This is a genomic window from Pseudorhodoplanes sp. (genome assembly GCA_032027085.1).
Taxonomy (GTDB): domain Bacteria; phylum Pseudomonadota; class Alphaproteobacteria; order Rhizobiales; family Xanthobacteraceae; genus Pseudorhodoplanes.
Genome location: JAVSMS010000001.1, coordinates 668,724 through 689,192, shown reverse-complemented (window position 1 = coordinate 689,192; position 20,469 = coordinate 668,724). Strand labels below are relative to the sequence as shown.

The 20,469-nt window shown below is 62.6% G+C and carries 20 protein-coding genes and 1 pseudogene; 6 read left to right on the top strand and 15 right to left on the bottom strand.

The window, feature by feature from the left end; all coding sequences use genetic code 11:
- Window positions 1–219: 219 nt before the first annotated feature.
- The 5 genes and pseudogenes from RO009_03375 to RO009_03355 all read right to left on the bottom strand — a co-directional run bounded on the left by RO009_03375 (window position 220) and on the right by RO009_03355 (window position 5,170).
- Window positions 220–2,178 (bottom strand): DUF3604 domain-containing protein, encoded by a 1,959-nt coding sequence (locus RO009_03375; protein MDT3684068.1) that lies wholly within the window; start codon window positions 2,176–2,178, stop codon window positions 220–222.
- A gap of 28 nt (window positions 2,179–2,206) precedes the next feature.
- Window positions 2,207–2,743, bottom strand: a pseudogene (locus RO009_03370) (HupE/UreJ family protein).
- Window positions 2,653–3,180, bottom strand: a complete 528-nt coding sequence (locus tag RO009_03365) for a hypothetical protein (GenBank protein MDT3684067.1) — start codon at window positions 3,178–3,180, stop codon at window positions 2,653–2,655. The pseudogene RO009_03370 and the gene RO009_03365 overlap by 91 nt, the downstream one beginning before the upstream one ends.
- A gap of 35 nt (window positions 3,181–3,215) precedes the next feature.
- Window positions 3,216–4,265 (bottom strand): transporter, encoded by a 1,050-nt coding sequence (locus tag RO009_03360; protein MDT3684066.1) that lies wholly within the window; start codon window positions 4,263–4,265, stop codon window positions 3,216–3,218.
- A 203-nt stretch (window positions 4,266–4,468) separates the two neighbouring features.
- Entirely contained in the window at window positions 4,469–5,170 is a 702-nt protein-coding gene (locus tag RO009_03355; protein ID MDT3684065.1) for a response regulator transcription factor, read from the bottom strand.
- 361 nt (window positions 5,171–5,531) lie between these two features.
- Between RO009_03355 and fliI the strand changes: the two genes are divergently transcribed.
- Both fliI and fliJ read left to right on the top strand, forming a co-directional pair.
- Window positions 5,532–6,860 (top strand): flagellar protein export ATPase FliI, encoded by a 1,329-nt coding sequence (gene fliI, locus RO009_03350; protein MDT3684064.1) that lies wholly within the window; start codon window positions 5,532–5,534, stop codon window positions 6,858–6,860.
- Between the two features lie 92 nt (window positions 6,861–6,952).
- Window positions 6,953–7,372: a flagellar export protein FliJ gene (fliJ, locus tag RO009_03345; protein ID MDT3684063.1), complete on the top strand. Its 420-nt coding sequence runs from the start codon at window positions 6,953–6,955 to the stop codon at window positions 7,370–7,372.
- 135 nt (window positions 7,373–7,507) lie between these two features.
- Here fliJ and rnk read toward each other — a convergent pair whose 3' ends face one another.
- The gene (rnk, locus tag RO009_03340; protein MDT3684062.1) at window positions 7,508–7,906 is read right to left on the bottom strand and encodes a nucleoside diphosphate kinase regulator; all 399 of its coding nucleotides are present in this window, start codon (window positions 7,904–7,906) and stop codon (window positions 7,508–7,510) included.
- A gap of 332 nt (window positions 7,907–8,238) precedes the next feature.
- On the opposite strand from rnk, the gene RO009_03335 reads away from it, so the two are divergent.
- Both RO009_03335 and RO009_03330 read left to right on the top strand, forming a co-directional pair.
- On the top strand, window positions 8,239–8,796 hold the full coding sequence (locus RO009_03335) for a sigma-70 family RNA polymerase sigma factor (GenBank protein MDT3684061.1): 558 nt from the start codon (window positions 8,239–8,241) through the stop codon (window positions 8,794–8,796).
- A 5-nt stretch (window positions 8,797–8,801) separates the two neighbouring features.
- The gene (locus RO009_03330) at window positions 8,802–9,539 is read left to right on the top strand and encodes an anti-sigma factor (protein ID MDT3684060.1); all 738 of its coding nucleotides are present in this window, start codon (window positions 8,802–8,804) and stop codon (window positions 9,537–9,539) included.
- Between the two features lie 127 nt (window positions 9,540–9,666).
- Here the strand turns inward: RO009_03330 and RO009_03325 are convergent, their stop codons facing one another.
- The 3 genes from RO009_03325 to RO009_03315 form a co-directional block, all read right to left on the bottom strand.
- Window positions 9,667–9,888 carry a hypothetical protein gene (locus RO009_03325; GenBank protein ID MDT3684059.1) on the bottom strand — a complete coding sequence of 74 codons (222 nt, stop codon included), beginning with the start codon at window positions 9,886–9,888 and terminating at the stop codon, window positions 9,667–9,669.
- 395 nt (window positions 9,889–10,283) lie between these two features.
- Window positions 10,284–12,413, bottom strand: a complete 2,130-nt coding sequence (gene flhA, locus RO009_03320) for a flagellar biosynthesis protein FlhA (GenBank protein ID MDT3684058.1) — start codon at window positions 12,411–12,413, stop codon at window positions 10,284–10,286.
- A gap of 570 nt (window positions 12,414–12,983) precedes the next feature.
- Window positions 12,984–14,072 (bottom strand): DUF1176 domain-containing protein, encoded by a 1,089-nt coding sequence (locus tag RO009_03315; protein ID MDT3684057.1) that lies wholly within the window; start codon window positions 14,070–14,072, stop codon window positions 12,984–12,986.
- Between the two features lie 187 nt (window positions 14,073–14,259).
- Here RO009_03315 and RO009_03310 point away from each other — a divergent pair, with 187 nt between their 5' ends.
- On the top strand, window positions 14,260–14,730 hold the full coding sequence (locus RO009_03310) for a DUF411 domain-containing protein (protein ID MDT3684056.1): 471 nt from the start codon (window positions 14,260–14,262) through the stop codon (window positions 14,728–14,730).
- A 5-nt stretch (window positions 14,731–14,735) separates the two neighbouring features.
- Here RO009_03310 and RO009_03305 read toward each other — a convergent pair whose 3' ends face one another.
- A complete protein-coding gene (locus RO009_03305) occupies window positions 14,736–15,638 on the bottom strand; it encodes a LysR family transcriptional regulator (GenBank protein MDT3684055.1) in 903 nt (300 codons plus the stop codon).
- A gap of 140 nt (window positions 15,639–15,778) precedes the next feature.
- On the opposite strand from RO009_03305, the gene RO009_03300 reads away from it, so the two are divergent.
- Complete coding sequence (locus RO009_03300) at window positions 15,779–16,213, top strand: DoxX family protein (protein MDT3684054.1); 435 nt, start codon at window positions 15,779–15,781, stop codon at window positions 16,211–16,213.
- A gap of 184 nt (window positions 16,214–16,397) precedes the next feature.
- Here RO009_03300 and RO009_03295 read toward each other — a convergent pair whose 3' ends face one another.
- The 5 genes from RO009_03295 to fliG all read right to left on the bottom strand — a co-directional run bounded on the left by RO009_03295 (window position 16,398) and on the right by fliG (window position 20,455).
- Window positions 16,398–16,739, bottom strand: a complete 342-nt coding sequence (locus tag RO009_03295) for a DUF952 domain-containing protein (GenBank protein MDT3684053.1) — start codon at window positions 16,737–16,739, stop codon at window positions 16,398–16,400.
- A 109-nt stretch (window positions 16,740–16,848) separates the two neighbouring features.
- Window positions 16,849–18,222, bottom strand: coding sequence for a sigma-54 dependent transcriptional regulator (locus tag RO009_03290; protein MDT3684052.1), 1,374 nt, complete (start codon window positions 18,220–18,222; stop codon window positions 16,849–16,851).
- A 133-nt stretch (window positions 18,223–18,355) separates the two neighbouring features.
- Window positions 18,356–18,712, bottom strand: coding sequence for a flagellar motor switch protein FliN (fliN, locus tag RO009_03285; protein ID MDT3684051.1), 357 nt, complete (start codon window positions 18,710–18,712; stop codon window positions 18,356–18,358).
- Window positions 18,705–19,352 carry a FliH/SctL family protein gene (locus RO009_03280; GenBank protein ID MDT3684050.1) on the bottom strand — a complete coding sequence of 216 codons (648 nt, stop codon included), beginning with the start codon at window positions 19,350–19,352 and terminating at the stop codon, window positions 18,705–18,707. The genes fliN and RO009_03280 overlap by 8 nt, the downstream gene beginning before the upstream one ends.
- Window positions 19,352–20,455 (bottom strand): flagellar motor switch protein FliG, encoded by a 1,104-nt coding sequence (fliG, locus tag RO009_03275; protein ID MDT3684049.1) that lies wholly within the window; start codon window positions 20,453–20,455, stop codon window positions 19,352–19,354. The genes RO009_03280 and fliG overlap by 1 nt, the downstream gene beginning before the upstream one ends.
- Between the last annotated feature and the right edge of the window lie 14 nt (window positions 20,456–20,469).

Here is a 20,469-nt window from a genome sequence, read left to right as displayed (position 1 = left end):
TCGCCGTCGTCTATGTTCGACGTCACTGCTGACCTCTGTATGAATCATCATCCACCGCCTTTGAAGGGATTTCGCACAGATTGGCTCCGCGGATATGTTCCACCTTATCATGCTGCAACGATCAGAATCCGAAGTTGCATGATGAGCGCAAAAAAAACCCGCCGTTTCCGGCGGGGGTTTGTTGCCGGTGGAGAACAGGCCAGTGGGTGGCCACGGCTTTTATTTCGCCGGCGTATACCAGATCGGCGAGGTATATGCGCGCTCCGTCACGGTCGTCTGCGTCCCTGGCAGCAACTTGATGCCGAAGCGTTTGGCGTCATAGGCGGTCCAGCGTGGCGTCGGAATCTCGATCACCCGCCCGTAATAGAAGGCGCGCTGGTTCGGATCGAAATCAGGATCTCTCCATACCGCGATCAACTCCGGTGCACCGATGGTATTGGTCCATGTGGCATTCGGAATGTCGACCGTGCTGCCCACCGAGGGGAGCTTGCCGTCCGCACTAGGCTTCCGATTGCCGGACCACGCCACGTCGTGGACCTTCTCGTGCAGCTTGCCGTCCTTGTCCATCCAGCCTTTCACGATCTGGTAGCGATCGAGATTGGCACCGATCGGGTCCTTGAGCGCGGCGACAAGGAACGTCGGAGCTCTACCCTGCGGTGCGTCGCGCAGGTCGCCGCCCATCGGGACACCCTTGGTGTAGCCGACATAGGCCGGCATGCGGTTGCCGGCATCCTGAGGCTCGAAATCCCAGCCGCCGAAGAAGCGGACGACCATGCGCGAACCGGTGGTGGCATAAGTCTCCCTCCGCTGCATCGCGTCCCAGATCGAGGCACGGCTATTTTCCGTCGCCCAGACTGCTGCATAGCCGGACGATGAGACCTGCCAGTCCATGATATTGATGCCGGTCTTGTCGTTTTTGACAAATGTCGCCGTCGTGCGATGGGGGCTTGGCTCCTGCGGGGTCGTCTTGCCGAGGAAATTTTCTTCCTCCATCGCTGCGAGACCCGTATGCGCGTCGCTGCCGCTGACCAGTCCGAATTTGTAGGGGTTCGTGCCAAGCGATTGCTCCAGCCTGAGACCGTTTTTCAACGCCGAACGGGCGTATTCGAACTCGAGCATTTCGGGCTTCTTGGCCTCACTGGCGTCCAGATTACCAACGTCCCAGCGCTCGAAACTGGCGAACTCGTCGTTCGGCGACAGGACGGGATGTGTCTCGCCATCTCCTTTGGACTGTGTCGCTTCGTAAAGCCGTTCCCATTTTGCGCGCGTCTCGACGTACTGGCGGTCGAGTTTCTTGCCAAAGGCTTTGACAACCGGGAACATCCGGCCGTTGCTCAGATTGCCGTTATGCGCGATCGCCAGAACGTTGCCGCCGGTTTTCTTTTCATAGTCCTCCATCCACTTCCAGAGTTGCTCAGGATTGTCGCTTCCAAGCGGGGCGAAAGTGGTGAACGGCTCGACCTGGCTGGCCTTGTCGCCGTTATCGCGGAAAATGACGTTGCGGTGCAGGTTGTTGCCTGCGGTCGTGGACGTCCATTCGTAGCCAATGAAGGCCGTGAAGCGACCCGGATCGTTATAGTGCTCCGCTGCCGCAATCGTCTCCTGCCATGCATTGCGGTAGGGACGCGTGCCTGGATTGTAGATCAGGTCCTTCGGGAAAGTGCCGTCCGTGAACGAAAAGATGATTTCCAGTGCGGCCTCGCCGCCTTTGCCCGACTGGATCATCTCGTACCATCGCTTACCCTTCGGGTCGGCCAGAATCTCCGGCTTGCCTGCGAGCAAGTCCGGAAAGAAGCCCATATTGTCGGAATGATCAGCGACCACGAGAAAATCCAGCGGCCGCGAAAGCTTGACCGGCTGTCCGCTTGAGGCCGTGATCTGCTCGCCTCTGGCGAACCGAAAAGCGTCCCGCGGGCCGAGCCGCGCGCCGAACGCACCGGCGTCGAAGGAGAATGAGGTGTGCAGATGCGTGTCGCCAAAAAGCGGGCGGGTCGGGAAGTCTCGATTGGCATAGGGGGAATACGGCGGCTTCGCGGGAAAAGCCTTGTCGGCTTGCTCCTTCTCCAGCGTGCCGGAAATCCCAACCCCCGCTGGCGGGGTTTGCCCGACTGCCGGCCATGCCACGCCAACCGCCAGGAATCCCGCCAAGGCTATCCGCCGCGATGGAAACTTGGTCATGATTTTTCTCCCAAGTAGGATCGCTGCATCAAAAAGCGGAAACACGTTCGAACACCCAGAACATCGCGATGCTGCCAACCGCATACGGCGCTGTGAGTTTCACCCATCTCGGCTGCGCCACGGGAATTCGACGGATCAGGGCAGCCAGGCCCAGCACCGCTGCAATAAACACGAGTTGGCCAATTTCGACGCCCAGGTTGAAGAACAGCAACGCCGTTGGAATGTGACCAGGCGGCAGCCCGACTTCGCTCAACGCGCCAGCGAAGCCGAGTCCGTGCAGCAGGCCGAATGCGAAGGCGATAAGCCAGGGCTTTCTGGCGGTCAGGCCCTCACGCCCACGATGCAGGTGCACAACTTCCACCGCAACAAAGACAATGCTCAGTGCAATCAGCGCCTCGACCGGTGCGGGCGGCACATGCACATAGCCAAGCGTCGCAAGCGCCAGCGTGATGCTGTGCGCGACAGTGAAAGCCGTCACAGTCCTAACGAGCGGCCACATCCCGCGTGTGAGCAGCACAAGACCCAGCACGAAAAGAAGATGATCGATGCCGAGCAAAATGTGCTCGAATACACATGCCGGAACGATATGCGCGCCTCGGTACGAAAACGCTCGCGATGTGCCTGATAGAATTTCTGCAGTTCGTCGTCTGTCGGTTCGGCGCGGCGCGAGGTATCCTCGATGATGAAGGAGAGCTTCTGCGCCAGCCGCCGCCGGATGACGAGGTCATTGTCCTCGAGTCCGAGCGCGCGTGCCTCGCGCGCGAGCAATTGCTCGTTGACATAATCCGTCACCAATCCCCGTAATTCATCCTGTGTGGGCGGGCGACGCCATTGCCGCGTCCAGTTCTCGGCGAGCCAGGTCACATCGCCCGAGGTAACGTGGATACGTTGTGCCACCGCTTCGGGCGCCGCATCCTTGCCTTTGAGGATCGAATAGCCGCCAAAGAGCACCCCGCCAGCGACCGCGAAATGAAGCAAAGGCTCTCTGAGCAGCCTTATCATGCTCCTCACCTTGCCCGATCGCTGGGCAGAGGCTGTCACTTGAGGTTCGGCCGCGCTGACGCCTTGGTCGGATGAGGATGCGGCGGTGAAATCACGAATGTGACCCATGTATTCCAACCCTCTGGCCGGTTCTTCGCATCAAACTCCCAGTAGCCCTTGAGATTGAGATAGCCCTGCATGTTGCCGACAGGAAAAACAAAGCCCATCTGCGGGCCGATTGCGGCGACGCGGGAGCGGAAGCCGTCCAGCATGGCGGGCGCGCCGCTGTCGTCGGTGAGCTGGTTGTAATAATATCCGACCGCGCCGATGTGGAACTGCTTGGAGAGAAACTTCGACAGTCCCCATTCGACATGAAAGTCGATGCCGTTGCGGTAATCGACGTCGGAATTCTTGAAATTGTAGGTCAGGCCGGCGACGGCGGAGAATTCGTTGCCTTGGGCCGCATCGAAATAGGTATAGCCCGCGCCGCCATCGATCGCGGCGTGTCCGATCCCGAGATTCGCGAGCCGCGTGACCTCGTAGGAGCCGACCGGAATATCCCCCATGGCATAGGTCATGAAGTTGTGCACGCCGGCATTCCAGCGCAGTTCGGCCCTGGGGTAGAGATCACCGAAGCCGGCGACGGAGCTGTCGATCGAGCCCTGTCGCGTGACCGCCAGACCGCCGACCGACGCGGTCAGCGTTCCGTCGAGGCTGGTCCTGTTGCGGCCGATGACGGTCGCCATGCTCAGGGCCAGCTGGCCGCCGAAAACCGGGGTTTCGAACACGTAACTGGGAATGATCAGCGCCATATCGGCGCGGGCGTCGAGATTGGCGTTGAGATTGATGTTCAGCGTCGGACTGAGCCTCTCCAGCGTGGCTTGCCGGGACGCCGACACCGCACCGCCCGCACTGACGGATGTATGATAATAGACCGTCGCCAGCGCCCAGCCCGGCATCTGCGGTGTGGCCGCGAGACTTCCATAGGTGCCGGGAAGCCAGAAGCTTACGCCACCCTGATCTGCATGGGCGGCGTCGATCAGCTGGGTCATCGGCAGGCCGGCCAACAGCGCGACCGCCAATGTGGCCCGTTTCAACCCTCGCATCTGACGTCCCACGAGTTTTTTTGAACTAATTCAAACGTGGACTGCATTCTGAGAAATATCAAATCACCGACGGTTATTGTTGAATATCGGGCATTATCAGCGCATAGAAATACGAGCTTCGGGGGCGCTCCGTGCGGCGCTCCGCTGCAAACAAAAAAACCCCGCCGTTTCCGGCGGGGTTTTTGTTGGTCTTTGTAACGAGATCAGGCCGGGATGCGGGCCTCTTCGTCGGAGGGCTCGCGCAGCACATAGCCGCGGCCCCAGACCGTCTCGATGTAGTTCTTGCCGTTCGAGGCATTCGCCAGCTTCTTGCGTAGCTTGCAGATGAACACGTCGATAATCTTCAGCTCGGGCTCGTCCATGCCGCCATAGAGGTGATTGAGGAACATCTCCTTGGTCAGCGTCGTGCCCTTGCGCAGCGAGAGCAGCTCGAGCATCTGGTATTCCTTGCCGGTCAGATGCACGCGGGCGCCGTTCACTTCCACCGTCTTCTGGTCGAGATTGACGATGAGGTCGCCGGTATTGATGACCGACTGCGCATGGCCCTTGGAGCGGCGCACGATCGCGTGGATGCGGGCGATCAGCTCGTCCTTGTGGAAGGGCTTGGTCATGTAGTCGTCGGCGCCGAAGCCGAGACCGCGCACCTTGTCCTCGATGCCGGCGAGGCCGGAGAGGATGAGGATCGGCGTCTTCACCTTGGAGACCCGCAGGGAGCGCAGAACCTCGAAACCCGACATGTCGGGCAAATTCAAATCCAGGAGGATGATGTCGTAGTCGTACAGCTTGCCCAGATCGACCCCTTCCTCGCCGAGGTCGGTGGTGTAGACGTTGAAGCTCTCGGATTTGAGCATCAATTCGATCGATTGCGCTGTCGCGCTATCATCCTCGATCAGCAGAACGCGCATGCCAGTCCCCTCTTTCGCCGCTGCGGGGCTTAAGGTCGGCACGCCGCAGGCGGCGGCCCTCGAAACGCTTCGCAACGCTACGATTCGGGAACACTAATTTGACATGGTTAACAAAACCTGATTCTCCGTTGCAAGCATTACTAGGCAGAAAATGTCGAATCGGCCTAAAATCTTTCAACGTAAGGGTTTTCTACCACGCGTCAGTTCATGTTCCACCTTAAGAGTCGGTGGTAACCGACTCTCCGGACTCGCCGCTTCCATTCTGGTCCTGGCGGTTCGCGTTTCGTCGCAGAAACGGTGACGCAATGATTAACGACGCGAGTAAACAGGCGGTTAAAATTCGATCGACCGGAAACCTTCCATGAAGGCTCTGGCCGAGCAGATCGCCGAATTGGATGGCGTCGAGATCTATGGCCGGGTCGTGGGCGTGCGCGGCCTGATGGTGGAGGTCGCCGGTCCCATTCATGCGATGTCGGTCGGCGCGCGGGTGCTGGTGGAGACCGGGCCGGGCCGGCCGATCGCCTGCGAAGTCGTGGGGTTCACCGGCGCGCATGCGCTGTTGATGCCGTTCTCCAACCTAGAAGGCGTCCGGCGCGGCTGCCGCGCCATCGTCACCGCGGTGCCGGGTGCGGTGCGGCCCACCTCCGGCTGGCTTGGACGCGTGGTCAACGCGATGGGCGAGCCGATCGACGGCAAGGGGCCGCTGCCGGCGGGACCCGATCCCGTTCCTTTCCGCAACAATCCGCCGCCCGCGCATGCGCGCCAGCGTGTCGGCGATGCGCTCGATCTCGGCGTGCGCGCATTGAACACATTCACCACCTGCTGCCGCGGCCAGCGCATGGGCATCTTCGCCGGCTCGGGCGTCGGCAAGTCGGTGCTGCTGTCGATGATGGCGCGCAACGTGAAGGCCGACGTGTCGGTCATTGGCCTGGTCGGCGAGCGCGGCCGCGAGGTGCAGGAATTTCTGCAGGAAGACCTCGGCGAGGCGGGACTTGCGCGCTCGGTCGTCGTGGTCGCGACCTCCGACGAACCGGCCTTGATGCGCCGGCAGGCGGCCTATCTCACGCTCTCGATCGCCGAATATTTCCGCGACGAGAAGAAGGACGTGCTGGTGCTGATGGATTCGGTCACGCGCTTCGCCATGGCACAGCGCGAGATCGGCCTGTCGGCCGGTGAACCACCCACCGCCAAGGGTTACACGCCGACCGTGTTCACCGAATTGCCGCGCCTGCTCGAACGCGCCGGTCCCGGCACGGCGGAGCAGGGGTCGATCACCGGCATCTTCACCGTGCTGGTCGATGGCGATGATCACAATGAGCCGGTGGCCGACGCGGTGCGCGGCATTCTCGATGGGCACATCGTGATGCAGCGCGCGATCGCCGAGCGCGGACGTTATCCGGCGATCAATGTGCTGAAGTCGGTCTCGCGCACCATGCCGCGTGCGGCAGACCCGCAATATTTACCCTTCGTTAACCAGGCCAAGCAGGTGATGGCGACCTACGCCGACATGGAAGAACTGATCCGGCTCGGGGCCTACCGGCCGGGCTCGAGCGCCGAAGTCGACGAGGCGATCCGGCTGCACAAGCCGCTGGAGGCGTTTCTGGCTCAGGGCAAGGATGAAGCGACCGGGCTTCTCGAAGGATACCAGCAGCTTGAACAAATTCTCCCGGTCTCGGATACGGAAAAATAACGATAGCGGGACACAATCGCCACGGTTGATCCGCGCCCGCCTGTTGCCGGCGCGGCCCTCGTGTGTTGGGGGGCTTCGGGGAGTATGAGTCGATGAAGTCACGAGAGACGCTGATCCGGCTGCGGAAATTTCAGGTGGACGAGAAGCGCCGCCGCACCGCCCAGATCGAAAGCATGATCGCCGAGTTCGAGCGCATGACCGCCGATCTCGACCGCGAAATCAAATCCGAACAGGACAAGGTCGGCATCTCCGATCCCGCGCATTTCGCCTATCCGACCTATGCCAAGGCCGCCAAGCAGCGGCGTGAAAATCTGGTGCGCTCGGTCGACGACCTGAAGGTGCAACTCGATAGCGCCAAAGCCGAGCTCGCCGAAGCCTTTGAGGAATTGAAGAAGGTCGAACTGCTCAACGAGCGCGATCAGGCCAACGAGCGGGCCGAACAGAATGCGCAGGAGCAGCGCGAGCTCGACTCGATCGGCATCATGCGCATCCGGGATGCTGCCCGGGCGTAAACCCCTCTTCACTTATCTCAAGCTGGAACGTTGAATGGCCGGGCTTGTCCCGGCCATTTTCGCGTCGGCAGACAGAATGCAGCCCCTATCGGCATGTGCGCCGGTTAAACCGGCGCCCAACCCAGGTTCGCTCGTTCAATTTTCCACCTTCAGCACCGTCAGTGAACGCCAGCCGCCGCTCGGCGTCTGCCATTCAATCGACTGGCTGACCGACAAGCCGATCAGCGCCGCGCCGACTGGCGTGAGCACGGAGATCCTGCCTTCTGTGACATCGGCGTCGGGCGGATAGACTAGCGTCACCGTGCGCTCCTGGTTGGTGGTATCGTCGCGAAACGTGACGCGCGATCCCATCTTCACGAGACCGGGGCGGGTTTCGATGTCATCGATCAGCTGCGCGCGCTCGATTTCGCGGGCAAGAAAGTCCGCGGTGCGCGGAAATGTTTCCGCCGCCGCGTTGGCGATGCGGGCGAGCTTTTCGGAATCGCCGCGCGTGATGGCGATCGGCGGCAAGTCGGGCAGCAAATAGCTGGTCATGGTTTCTCCTTTCTCTGGAGTTTGCAAACGCATGGACAGCCTGTGCGACGACAGGCCTGTCGAAGAATATGCGGGAGTGAGCGGATGAGTGTCAGCCCGGAAGGCTGACAAATGCGCAGCCGTCCGGGTCAGTGGCCTGTGTGCAGGCGACCGGCGCGAAGGAACGAGCGGAGTTGGTGCGCGATATAAAGCATGTGCCAAAAGTAGGAAGCTGGCGGAGAAAGTCAAGCCGAGGGCGGGTCTCCGGGTCGGCCCTACGAAGCGTCGGCCGGACCTGCTATAAGGCGCGCCTAATCCGGGGGCAAAGAGGCTCCCGCCGCCCGGGACCCTTCATGCTCACCTCCGCCGATCTTGCCGATCTTCTGGCCGCCACCGCGCGGGGCGATGAGGCGGCTTTTCAGCGGCTTTACGAGGCGACGCGGGCGAAACTTTATGGCGTGGCGCTGCGTATCTTGAAACGCCACGACCTCACCGAGGAGGTCGTGCAGGAGACCTATGTGAAGATTTGGGGCAGCGCCGGGCGCTTCGACGCTTCGGTCGCATCCCCGATCACCTGGATGGCGACGATCGCGCGCAACCGCGCGATCGACCTTGTGCGCAAGCGGGGCGAGGCTTCGATCGAGGAGGAGCCCGAAGCGATGGACATCGCGGCCGATGTGCCGAACCCGCTCGCAGCGCGCGAGATGACCGAAGATTTGCAGCGACTGATGGCCTGCCTTGGCAAGCTCGACGCGGAGCGTAAAGAACTCGTGCTGCTTGCCTATTATAATGGACTGTCGCGCGAGCAATTGGCGGCGCGACTGGCGAAGCCTGTGAACACGATCAAGACCTGGCTGCGCCGCAGCCTGATGGAAATCCGGGCGTGTCTTGGCGCGCCTGGAGACGAGTGACGACGATGCTGAGTGAAGATCGCGAGGCGCTGGCCGCCGAATACGTACTGGGCACGCTCGATGCGAACGAGCGGGCTCAGGCGGAGGCGTTGCATGCATCGGATCAGGAATTCGCAGCGCGCGTGCGTTACTGGGAGAATTATCTGGGCGGGCTCGTGGACGGCGTTGCGCCGGTCGAACCGCGCCGCGACCTGTTTCCGGGCATCAAGGCGCGCATCGCGCGCGAGGCCGCAACGAGCGGTGTGCGCGGCGCCAACGTCGTCGACCTGACGCGGCGGCTGAATCGCTGGCGCGGCGCGGCTGTCGCAGCGTCGGCGCTCGCGGCATCGTTGCTTGTGTTTGTGGCCCTACGCGATTTCGCACCCAACTATCTGCCGTCAGCGTTGCGGCCTGATGGCGTGCGCTATGTGGCGGTGATCCAGCAGAGCAAGGATGCGCCGGCATTTCTGCTCACCGTCGACACGGGCAACAAATCCTTCACCGTGCGCAGGGTCGGTGCCGAGCCGCCGCAGGGGCGCGCCTATGAACTGTGGCTGGTGCATGACAAATTCCCAGGCCCGCGCTCGCTCGGTGTCGTCAGCGAGCATGAATTCACGCGGCCCGCAGCCTTTGCCAATTACGATCCGCAGGTCATCAACGAGGCGACCTATGCGGTGTCGGTCGAACCGCCGGGCGGTTCGCCAACCGGCGCGCCGACGGGGCCGGTGGTGTTCACCGGCAGGCTGATTGAGGCGGAGAGGTAGTTCGTTTCCCTCTCCCCGCACGCGGGAGAGGGAAGAAAAAAAACAACGCGCCTTCGGGGGAAAGGCGCGTTGCAGTCTTGGGCGTTCAACTAGGGATCACTTCGGAAAAAATTGGGTTCTGAAAAAACTAGCGAATGGTTGCTGTCTCTCCGGCTGTGACGGCCATCGGTTTGCCGGCGCGGATGACAGGTCCGGTTGCTTCCATACGGGTCGCCGTCGCGCCGCCCTGATTGAACGAAGGGCTGGCGGCGATGCCCACACCGATCACCAGAATGCCGGCGATCAGCGAAACCACGACCACCTTCAGGTGGGTGTGGCTGTCGGCGCTGGTCAGCGACGTATTGTTCATGGCACGGGACCTTCGTTTTCCTTTTGTCGGAGCCGGCGCCCTTCCGGTTCACCGTTTCCTTTGGATGCAGAAACCCGTTCCGCAGCAAGACCTTGGCCCCGCGGCGGTACCGGCTCCCGCATCCCTTGATACCCAAGAAACGTAGGAACCCGCTGCTGGTTCCCAAGGGGGTATCATGAGACTTCACGTTCGCTTGATGGCCCGTGAGGGGGCGTGAAGGGTGGCTTACGCGACCCGTTTCCAACACCCGGAGGTGCGAGCCGAATAAGCGGCGAGCCATCGCATACCGGCTTTTGCCGACAGCTCATTGTTGAATCCGATCCCGGGAAAATCCCGGATCGTCGGGTGGCGGCCGTCATCTTTCGAGGAGATCGCGCCGCCGCAATAGCGCAAATCTAGATGCTGCCCACCGTCTTCAGCCGGACACGCGGATGGATTTCTGCCTGTGACAATACGGTGGTTTGCGCGCGGAACCGCTCGGTAATGTTGCGCACGAAGGGGCGGATGCCAGCGGAGGTGACCAGCACCGGGTTTTCGCCCTGGCGGGCGGCTTCCTCGAAGCGCTCGCGCACCAGGGTGATGAATTCCGACAACCGCGAGGGCTGCATGGCGAGGCTGCGCTCCTCGCCCTGGCCGACGATGGAGTCGGCGAAGGCCTGCTCCCATTTCGGCGACAACCCGATCAGCGGCAGATAGCCCGATGGCGTCGTGTATTGTGCGCAAATCTGGCGGGCAAGGCGTGTGCGCACATGCTCGGCAATGCTCGACGGGTTGCGGGTGAAGGAGAGGGCGTCGGCAATGCCTTCGAGAATGGTCGACAGATCGCGGATCGATACTCGCTCGCTCAGCAGCAACTGCAGAACGCGCTGGACTCCCGACATGGTGATCTGGCCGGGGATGATGTCCTTGATCAGCTCGCTCTGTTCCTTCGGCAATTCCTTCAGGAGCTTGGAGACCTCGCCATAGGAGAGAAGGTCAGCGGTGTTGTTCTTCAACAGTTCGGTCAGATGCGTAGACAATACGGTCGCGGCATCGACCACAGTATAGCCGCGGACCGCCGCTTCTTCTTTCTGCGCGGGATCGACCCAGGTCGCGGGCAGGCCGAAGGTCGGCTCTGTCGTGTGCACGCCGGGCAGATTCACCTGACCGCCCATCGGATCCATGACCATGAACTGGCCGGGCCAGATTCGGCCGGAGCCGGCTTCCACTTCCTTGATCTTGATCGAATAGAGGTTGGCCTCAAGCTGCACATTGTCAAGAATGCGCACCGCCGGCATGACAAAGCCCATCTCGATCGCGAGCGCGCGCCGCAACGCCTTGATCTGCTCGGTCAGGCGGTCGCCGCCTTCGGGCGAGTTGACGAGTGGTAGCAGCGCGTAGCCGAGCTCGATCTTCAGATCGTCGATCTTCAGCGCGCTGGAGATTGGTTCTTCCGCCGGTGCTGCCGCCGTTGCCGCGGCGGCTTCGGTCTGTTTCTGTTGCGCCTGTTCGGTCTTGATGCGCTTGGCGCTGTACCAGGCGAGTGTGGAGGCGCCGCCGCCGAGAATGAAGAAGGGCAGCATCGGAATGCCAGGCAGCATGCCGAGCAGGATCATCACGCCGCCCGCCATGCCGAGCGCCTTCGGATAGCCGGAGAGTTGCTTCGCCAGCGCCTTGTCGGCGGCGCCGGACACGCCGGCTTTGGAGACAAGCAGACCGGCGGCAGTGGATACGATCAGCGCCGGCACCTGGGTGACAAGGCCGTCGCCGACGGTGAGCAGCGTGTAAGTGCGCGCGGCATCCATGAAACCCATGCTCTGCTGCGCGACGCCGATGATGATGCCGCCGATCACGTTGATGAACACGATCAGGAGGCCGGCAATGGCGTCGCCGCGCACGAATTTGGAGGCGCCGTCCATGGCGCCGAAGAAGCCGCTCTCGTCCTCCAGCTCCTTGCGCCGCTTGCGGGCTTCGTCCTCGGTGATCAGGCCGGCGGAGAGATCGGCGTCGATCGCCATCTGCTTGCCGGGCATGGCGTCGAGGTGGAAGCGCGCGGCAACCTCGGCGATGCGGCCGGAGCCCTTCGTAATGACCACGAAGTTCACGATGATCAGGATCGTGAACACGATGATGCCGATCACGAAGTTGCCTGCCATCACGAAATTGCCGAAGGCCTCGATCACGTGGCCGGCGGCGGCGGTGCCGTTATGCCCGTTCGACAGGATCAGGCGGGTCGAGGCGAGATTGAGCGCCAGCCGCAGCATGGTGGCGATCAGGAGCACGGTCGGAAAGGACGAGAATTCCAGCGGCGTCTGGATGAACAGGGCCGTCATCAGGATCAGCACCGAAATGGTGATCGAGATGGCGAGGCAGACATCCAGCAATACCGGCGGCAGCGGCAGGATGAGGATGACCAGGATGGTCATCACGCCGATGGCGAGCAGCAGGTCGCCACGCTTGAGCGCGGCGGTAAAATCCGACAGCGGCGGGAACGTGAATTTCGGACCGCCCCTCGGGGCGGCCTCTGCTGCGGTGACGTCGGTCATGCGTTCCGGACTAAAGCTTAGGTAATCAGCGGGAAATCACTGAAACAACAGACGCGTGAAATGCATGTCAGCCCCCCGGCTGGATGCCACAGCCCCAATCGCAACCCGCGACCGGACCCGTCCCCTAGGTAAAATTTGCCGCCTTATGGTTAGCAAGGTGTTAACGGCGGTACTTATTGCGGAAATGCGGTACTTATTGCAGCCGGAGTTGCGCTGCGGCCACACAGAGGGGCGCGGGGAGGAGTCGAGTCGCGCGGCGCTAAACGCCGCACCTCGAATTCCAGATAGGAATCGATCACCCCGCCGGCATGGCTGCGCAGCCGCAAGATCTGCTGGCCGTCGCGCAGGCAAAGGCGTACCAGGGAAAATCGGTGTTCGGTTCGTTCGGCACGGCTCTGTAATTCTCGCCGAGTACGCGGCGGGTGCTGTCAGCATCGCCAAGCGTGATGCCGTGCACGCTGCTGTCAGCGGTGGCAGCCGGGCCCCCTTTTCGGCGCGGCGTCCGCGGAAATGGGGCAGCGCCAGCACCACGACCGCAGCTGCAAGCACAAGACGGCGCGTCGGCAGACCTCACTTCACGGTGGCGCGATAGACCGTCGGCCAGTCTTCCAACGGCACGCCGCGGCAATGCGGCATGGTTTTCACTTCGGCCAGCCGAAACATCTTGCCGTCATAGACCCAGCGTTCCTCGTCGCCGCAATCGCCGATGCCACGGCCCTTGTTGAAGGTGGTCATGGTCATGTCGGCATTCGAGAAGTCGGCATTGATCAGCAAATCCTCGCCCTCGGAATCTTTTTCCCTGTCGCCGATTTTCACCGGCCAGCGGAATTTCGGCGTGCGGGCGGATTGCGGCTGGCCGGCGCGCGCGATCAGGAATGTATATGCGTGATTGTAGGCGCCGCTCGAGTCGGGGCAGCGGATCGGATAAAGGAACGTATCGGGGGAGAGGGCGCTTGCCTCTTCCAGTTCGCCCTCGTCGCCTTCGCCGCATTGCTGCACGGCTTTCTTCTTGATGGCGGCCAAGTCGCGTTCCGACGGCGTCCTGTCGGCTGAGGCGCCGGACAATCCCTTGGCGGCGACGATGACCGGCGCTTTCGGCTGCGGTGGAACTGAGGACTCGGGCTTGTCGCCGCGCCGGATCAAAGCGGTCGCCGTGCCGAGGCGCTTCTGCTGTTCGTCGATCCAGAGCAGGGCGGCGACGGCGCCGTTGAGGGAAATCGTCGACACGGCCGTCTCACTCTTCTTGCCCGGCGGATCGACGCGGGTGATGACGATGGTCTTCGCCTTGCGCAGGGACTCGATCAGCGGCGCGACCGTATCGCCGTCAAACGTGACGCGGCGCATGTCGCTGGCATCGACCTCGTCACCGGACTGCACATCAGCGGGCAGGCCGGGCAAGGCAGGATCGTCGAACGAGAGTCTGAAGGTCACGCCGTCAGGCGCATAGGCCACGAGAATAATTTTCGCCTGCGCTGACGGCCCGCCGCCACGTTCGATGCGGATATAGCCGCCGCCGGTCAATTGCGTATCGAAACCATAGGCCGAGCAATTGCGGAGATTGTCGCAGGCGGCCCACCAGTCGCGGAATTCCTTGTCGGTGGATGCCGAGGCGGGCAGGGCGAGCAATGTCGTGGCGAGCAGCGTCGTGATCAAACGCATGGCGGCGATGGTCCGGTTTGATTCTCTTGGTCGTGCGGGAGGCGGTCAGGTTCAATTCCGGCAGCCCGGCTGCTCTAGCACGTGCCTGTGAGTTGCAAGAAGTAGCACCTTGCAAGAAGAGGTGACTTGCGGAAGGGGCGGCCGGAACGACATGCTGTCAGAATGCTGTGAGAGCCGGAGTCTTGCCATGCACCCTGAAACCTGCGGTCGCCGGTCATTCCTTGCGGGGCTTGCCGCGATCCTGCTGTCGCCTGGCCAGGCCGCCGCCAGCGCGCACAAGCCGCGCGTCACCGTTCACAAGGATCCCGATTGCGGTTGCTGCAGCGGCTGGGCCGATCATCTGAAGGCGGCAGGATTTCCGGTCACCATCATCGAGAGTCGTGACCTGAATGCCGTGCGGGCGCGGCTCGGCGTGTCGGATGATCTCGCCGGATGCCACACCGCCGAGCTGGACGGCTATGTCGTGGAGGGCCATGTCCCGGCGCGCGCGATCGAGCGGCTCTTGCGCGAACGACCGCAGGCCAAAGGACTTGCCGTGCCCGGCATGCCGCTGGGTTCTCCCGGCATGGGCGGCAAACCGGAAACCTATGACGTGATCCTGTTCGGTGCGGGTCCCGCGCGCTCTTACGGAAAATTCCGCGGCGACCGCGAAGCCTGATCCGGTCAGCGGCTCAGTTCAGCGATGCTGCGCCTGACGCCGTCGCCGACGATCTCCATGAAAGCGCGCACGCGCGCTGTATCCTTCAGCGAGCGGTGGGTGACGATCCACATTTCGGTGACGAGGTCTTTGAGCGGACCAAAGGCGCGCATGAGGCTTGCGTCGCCGGCCGGCAGATAGATCGGGAGCAGCGCGACACCAAGTCCGTCTTTCGCGGCGATGTACTGGTTCAGCAGCGTGCTGGAACGGAAGTTCATCGCCGACGGCGGCACATGCTTCAGCAGCCAGGCGGCCGCCTTGGTTTGCGGCGCTGAATCCGACCAGCCGATGATGACGTGCTTGGCCAGATCGTCGGCGCGTTTCGGCAATCCATGCGCCTTCGCGTAATCGGCGGACGCGAAAAAGCCCCAGCGAATATCGGCGAGCTTGCGGCCGAACAGGTCGCCTTCGCTTGGGCGCATGGCGCGCAAGGCGACATCCGCTTCGCGGCGCGACAGATCGATGGTTTTGTTGTCCACCGACAGGTCCACAATGATGCCGGGATGCTGTTTGCCGAAGCGCGCAATCTCGCCGGTGAGAATCTTGAAACCCAGCGTCTCCGAACAGGTGACGCGCAAGTGCCCGCTCAGCCGCGTGTCGCGACCGGTCAGTTCACGGTCGAGCGCGAGAGCTTCGGTTTCCATACGCTCGGCGGTTTCAATCAGGCGAAGGCCGCTGTCGGTTGCGCGGTAGCCGGCGGGAAGCCGTTCGAACAGCTTTGACCCAAGCGCTTTCTCCAGCGCGTTCAGTCTTCGGAACATGGTGGAGTGATTGACGCCGAGCGCCTGCGCCGCAGCGGCGAGATTGCCGTTGCGGGCGATGGCGAGAGCCACATGCAGGTCATCCCAGGCAAAGGCGCGGCGTTGCATTTTTGCAAACTTGATTGGCAGATACGCTTATATCATTGCGAATCGGCAACGACTAGATACGCGACATCGAAATTGTCCGGCCCGGTCAAGAGCGGCGAATGGCTCGCCGCAGGCTCAAAGGTCGGAACAGGAGACGTGTTATGGCTGCAAACACCGCTTCGGCGACCGATCCCGGGGATCTCGCCGCTTTCATTCTTCGTGTATCGCTCGGCGTTCTGTTCCTTGCCCATGCCGGGTTGAAGATTTTCGTATTCACCCTGCCGGGCACCGCGGCTTATTTCGCCGCGCAGGGCTTTCCGGGCTGGACCGCCTATGCGGTGGTCGCCGGCGAACTTGCGATCGGCGCCGGGTTGATCCTCGGCATCCTGGTGCGCGTGGCCTCCATCGCGAGCCTGCCGATCCTTGTCGGCGCGCTGGCCGTGCATCTGCCGAACGGCTGGGTGTTCTCCGCCCCCAATGGCGGCTGGGAGTTTCCGGCGCTCTGGATTGTGCTGGCGGTGGTGCAGGCCCTGCTCGGCGCCGGCGCCTATGCGGTCAAGCTGCCTTATCTGAGCAGCCGCCTCGCGCATGCCTGATCGCGGCGTGAGGAAGGAAGAAGCCGGAGCGAAAGCTCCGGCTTCTTTTTTAACGTGCGTCATGCCCGCGCGCCCCGATCCGGCCGAAGCCGGCCGGAGCATAAACGTGTCGAAGGCATCCAGCGACGCAGAGCCTTTCTCAGCGGGATCGCCGGGACAAGCCCGGCGATGACGTGGATAAGGTTCAAGCCAGATCAGGAAAGACGTGGCGGCCGTCAGGGCCAAGCGGCAGCTTTTCGGCGCGTGTGACGTGCTTCACGTCAAGCACATCATACAGATGTGGAAACAGATCGCCGCCGCGCGAGGGTTCCCATTGCAGCTTGTCGCCGAGCGCCGCGCTGTCGATCCACAGCAGCACCAGATCATTCTGCCCGGCGAAATGCTTCGCAGCCGTTTCCTTCACCTGCTGCGCAGTCGAGAAATGGATATAGCCGTCGGCGAGATCGATCGGCGCGCCGCGGAGAACGCCGAGGCTTTTGGCGTCCTCCCACAAGTCGGCGGGACAGATCTTGTAGATGGTCGGCATGACTCTCCTTTGCCGCAAAGCGAGCCGGCAATCGGGTGTTGCGATTCACCTGTTGTGACGAGCTCATAAAAAGAACCGGAGCCAATGACCCCGGTTCTTTGTCTATCGCTCAAACCGCGTATCGTGCATCCGCTGCATTGCCCGGCGGCGGCACCGCGATGCCGTCATTGGCGTATTCGTTCAGCTTGTTGCGCAGGGTGCGGATCGAAATGCCGAGGATGTTGGCAGCGTGCGTGCGGTTGCCGAGGCAATGTTTCAGTGTCTCAAGGATGAGCTCACGCTCAACATCGGCCACGGTGCGCCCGACCAGCGAGCGGGTGACCTGCTCGGCGGTCTGCGCCGCCTGCGAGGCGACCGACGAATTGGCGGACGGCTCGAATGTGCCGCCGTCCGGCGTCATCAGCGCGTCGGCGCCGATGGTCTCGCCCGAGGTGAGCAGCACCGCGCGATGCAGCGTGTTTTCCAGCTCGCGTACATTGCCCGGCCAGCGATTGGCGGCGAGCACATCGCGTGCTTCCGGCGACAGCGGCCGCACCGGCAGGCCATTGGCCGCCGCATATTTCGTGACGAAATGCTCGGCGAGGGCCAGCACGTCCTGCGGGCGCTCGCGCAGCGGCGGGATTTTGAGATTCACAACATTGAGACGGAACAGCAGGTCCTCGCGGAACTGCCCGTTGCGGGCAGCTTCGGTCAGATTGCGGTTCGACGTCGCGATGATGCGGATGTCGACCGGCACCGGCTTGCCGCCGCCGACGCGATCGATCACGCGCTCCTGGATCGCGCGCAGCAATTTGGCCTGCAGCCGCACGTCCATCTCGGAGATCTCATCGAGCAGAAGCGTGCCGCCATTGGCCTCCTCGAACTTGCCGATGCGGCGCGCGATGGCGCCGGTGAAGGCGCCTTTCTCATGTCCGAACAGTTCGGATTCGAGAAGCGTGTCCGGGATCGCGGCGCAATTGACACAGATGAATGGCTTGTTGGCGCGAGGCGAGCGGGTGTGCACATAGCGCGCCAGCACTTCCTTGCCCGTGCCGCTCTCGCCGGTGATCAGCACCGAGGCGTCGGAGCCCGCGATCTGCTGTGCCAGCTTCATGACCTTGCCCATGGCTTCATCGCGCCAGATCAGGTCGCGGCTGTCTTCGGCGACGGCGGCGAGCACGGCGCCGATCAGTTCGGGATCGGGCGGCAGCGGGATGTATTCCTTCGCGCCGGCGTGGATGGCCGCGACCGCGGCGCGGGCATTGTTCTCGGTGCCGCAGGCGACGACCGGGGCGTGGATGCGCTCGCTTGTCAGTTGCGCAATCAGACTGGCGATGTCGATGGCAACGTCAACCATCAGGAGGTCCGCGCCCTTGCCCGAGCGCAGCACGGCCAGCGCCTGCGCGATATCGGTCGCATGCGTGACCGCGGCGCCCTTGTCGATGGCGTATTTGGTGGCGAGCGTGAGCTGGCCCTTCAGTGTGCCGACGATCAGGAGGCGCATGTTTCTTCTCCTCTATTCTTGTTGGCCATTCCGGGCGCGCGTAGCGCGATCCGCAATCCATTTGTCTTGTCTGGATTGCGGGTCTGCCCGCCTTTGGCGGGCGCCCGACAACGACGAGCGATGCGGGTCTTCATCACCGGTCCGCCTTGATGATTTCCGTCATGGTCACGCCGAGCTTCTCCTCGACCAGCACGACTTCGCCGCGCGCGACCAGGCGATTGTTGACGTAGATGTCGATGGCTTCGCCGACCTTGCGGTCGAGCTCGAGCACCGTGCCAGGCCCCAGGCGCAACAGATCGCCGACATCGACCTTGCAGCGGCCGAGCACCGCCGACACCTGCACCGGCACGTCGAACATCGCTTCCAAATCGGCGGCGGTGCGGTCCGTGTCCTGATCGCCGGGCGCGAGCGGGCTCTCATTCTCGACCGCCAGCACGCCGCCGTTATTCTCCAGATCGGGTAGCGGGACCTGATTGTCGTCGTCACTCATGTTCTGTGCCTTTCACGGAAAAATCGGAAACGCCGCGCCGGGCGGCGACGAAGCGGCCGACATTCTCGGCAATCGCGGCTTCTGTACGGGTTGTGTCGCGGGTGACGCCGCCATCGGCCCATTCGATGCGGCAGTCGCCGTCGCGGATATCGGGCTCGGCCAGCACCACGAGCCGGCCCTGGAAGCCGGATTCGTTGGCGATGACATCGAGCCTTTCCAGAATATGCGGATAGAGGTCTTCGCCGACACGGACCACGACATGCGGGGTCGTCGACAATTGCCGGAAGCAGTCGCGCACGAGCGTCTCAATCTCGACCAGCGGCTCGCGCGCGACGAGCTCGGCGGCAAGCTTTCTGGCCACCGCGGCGGCGACTTCCACCGCTTCCGCCTCCAGCCGGTTTTCGATGGTCTGCAGCCCGCCGACAATCGTGGTCAGGGTCTGGCTGATCCGTTCCAGCGTCTGCGCGAGGCGGCGCGCGGTCTGCGCTTCCGCTTCCTGCTGTCCGGCGGCGAAGCCCTTGGCATAGCCGCGCGATTCCGCCTCGGTCAGTTGCGCCTGATGGTCGGCGAGCGGGATCGTGTTCGCGACTTTCGGCGTGGCGAAGTCCAGATCGAACAGAAATTTCGAGGGCGCGGTCATCAATACACCAGTTCTTCATCGCCGCGCTGCTTGGCGATCACGATCTCGCCCTTGGCAGCCAGATCCTTGGCGAGATTGACAAGCAGCACCTGCGCCTCATCCACATCGCGCAGACGCACAGGTCCCATGGCCTGCATGTCGTCGACCAGCATCTTGGCGGCGCGCGAGGACATGTTGGAGAGGAAGAATTTGCGCACGCCGTCGCCGGCGCCCTTGAGCGCGACGGCGAGCTTGTCCTTGTCGATATGGCGCATCAGTGTCTGCGCCGAGCCGGTGTCGAGCTTGATCAGGTCGTCGAAGGTGAACATCAGCGTCTTGATGCGCTCGGCGGCCTCGCGGTTTTCCTCTTCCAGCGCAGTGAGGAAGCGGGTTTCGGTCTGACGGTCGAAATTGTTGAAGATTTCCGCCATGACCTCGTGCGCATCGCGGCGGCGTGTCTGCGCAATATTGGACATGAATTCGGTGCGCAGCGTCATCTCGACGCGGTCGATGACCTCCTTCTGCACCGCCTCCATCTTCAGCATGCGGTAGACAACGTCGAAGGCGATGTCCTCCGGCAGGATCGCCAGCACGCGCGCGGCGTGCTCCGGCCGCAGCTTGGAGAGAACGACGGCGATGGTTTGCGGATATTCGTTCTTCAGATAATTGGCGAGCACCTCTTCCTGGACATTGGAGAGTTTCTCCCACATGTTGCGGCCGGCCGGACCGCGTATTTCGTCCATGATGCCGCCGACGCGCTCGGGCGGCAGGAATTGCTGCAGCAGGCGCTCGGTCGCCTCGTAATTGCCCATCAGCGCGCCTGAAGCGGAAAGGCGGCCGACGAATTCCAGCAACAGGTTTTCCACCGATCCGGAATCGATCGTGCCGAGCGTGGACATGGTGATCGACAATTCGCGCAGCTCGTCGTCGTCCAGCATGTTCCAGATCTTGCCGCCATATTCTTCGCCGAGCGAGAGCATCAGCACGGCGGCACGTTCCGGTCCGGTCAGCTCCTTGAGCGGAACCGGCGCCTGCTCGCCCTGCCGGCTCGCGGCCAGCGTGGCGACGATGTTCGCAATATCCTGTTGCGATTTCTCGGCGGCTTTTTCGTCAACTGCAACCATGCGTCAATTTCTCA

What these genes read in the sequence shown, in the direction of transcription:
- fliN (MDT3684051.1), bottom strand. Translation starts at nt 18,712, where the DNA reads ATGAGTGACGACGACAATCAGGTCCCGCTACCCGATCTGGAGAATAAC.
- RO009_03300 (MDT3684054.1), top strand. Translation starts at nt 15,779, where the DNA reads ATGGCTGCAAACACCGCTTCGGCGACCGATCCCGGGGATCTCGCCGCT.
- rnk (MDT3684062.1), bottom strand. Translation starts at nt 7,906, where the DNA reads ATGACCAGCTATTTGCTGCCCGACTTGCCGCCGATCGCCATCACGCGC.
- RO009_03310 (MDT3684056.1), top strand. Translation starts at nt 14,260, where the DNA reads ATGCACCCTGAAACCTGCGGTCGCCGGTCATTCCTTGCGGGGCTTGCC.
- fliJ (MDT3684063.1), top strand. Translation starts at nt 6,953, where the DNA reads ATGAAGTCACGAGAGACGCTGATCCGGCTGCGGAAATTTCAGGTGGAC.
- RO009_03335 (MDT3684061.1), top strand. Translation starts at nt 8,239, where the DNA reads ATGCTCACCTCCGCCGATCTTGCCGATCTTCTGGCCGCCACCGCGCGG.
- RO009_03295 (MDT3684053.1), bottom strand. Translation starts at nt 16,739, where the DNA reads ATGCCGACCATCTACAAGATCTGTCCCGCCGACTTGTGGGAGGACGCC.
- RO009_03365 (MDT3684067.1), bottom strand. Translation starts at nt 3,180, where the DNA reads ATGATAAGGCTGCTCAGAGAGCCTTTGCTTCATTTCGCGGTCGCTGGC.
- RO009_03360 (MDT3684066.1), bottom strand. Translation starts at nt 4,265, where the DNA reads ATGCGAGGGTTGAAACGGGCCACATTGGCGGTCGCGCTGTTGGCCGGC.
- RO009_03315 (MDT3684057.1), bottom strand. Translation starts at nt 14,072, where the DNA reads ATGCGTTTGATCACGACGCTGCTCGCCACGACATTGCTCGCCCTGCCC.
- fliG (MDT3684049.1), bottom strand. Translation starts at nt 20,455, where the DNA reads ATGGTTGCAGTTGACGAAAAAGCCGCCGAGAAATCGCAACAGGATATT.
- fliI (MDT3684064.1), top strand. Translation starts at nt 5,532, where the DNA reads ATGAAGGCTCTGGCCGAGCAGATCGCCGAATTGGATGGCGTCGAGATC.
- RO009_03305 (MDT3684055.1), bottom strand. Translation starts at nt 15,638, where the DNA reads ATGCAACGCCGCGCCTTTGCCTGGGATGACCTGCATGTGGCTCTCGCC.
- RO009_03280 (MDT3684050.1), bottom strand. Translation starts at nt 19,352, where the DNA reads ATGACCGCGCCCTCGAAATTTCTGTTCGATCTGGACTTCGCCACGCCG.
- RO009_03330 (MDT3684060.1), top strand. Translation starts at nt 8,802, where the DNA reads ATGCTGAGTGAAGATCGCGAGGCGCTGGCCGCCGAATACGTACTGGGC.
- RO009_03375 (MDT3684068.1), bottom strand. Translation starts at nt 2,178, where the DNA reads ATGACCAAGTTTCCATCGCGGCGGATAGCCTTGGCGGGATTCCTGGCG.
- RO009_03325 (MDT3684059.1), bottom strand. Translation starts at nt 9,888, where the DNA reads ATGAACAATACGTCGCTGACCAGCGCCGACAGCCACACCCACCTGAAG.
- flhA (MDT3684058.1), bottom strand. Translation starts at nt 12,413, where the DNA reads ATGACCGACGTCACCGCAGCAGAGGCCGCCCCGAGGGGCGGTCCGAAA.
- RO009_03290 (MDT3684052.1), bottom strand. Translation starts at nt 18,222, where the DNA reads ATGCGCCTCCTGATCGTCGGCACACTGAAGGGCCAGCTCACGCTCGCC.
- RO009_03355 (MDT3684065.1), bottom strand. Translation starts at nt 5,170, where the DNA reads ATGCGCGTTCTGCTGATCGAGGATGATAGCGCGACAGCGCAATCGATC.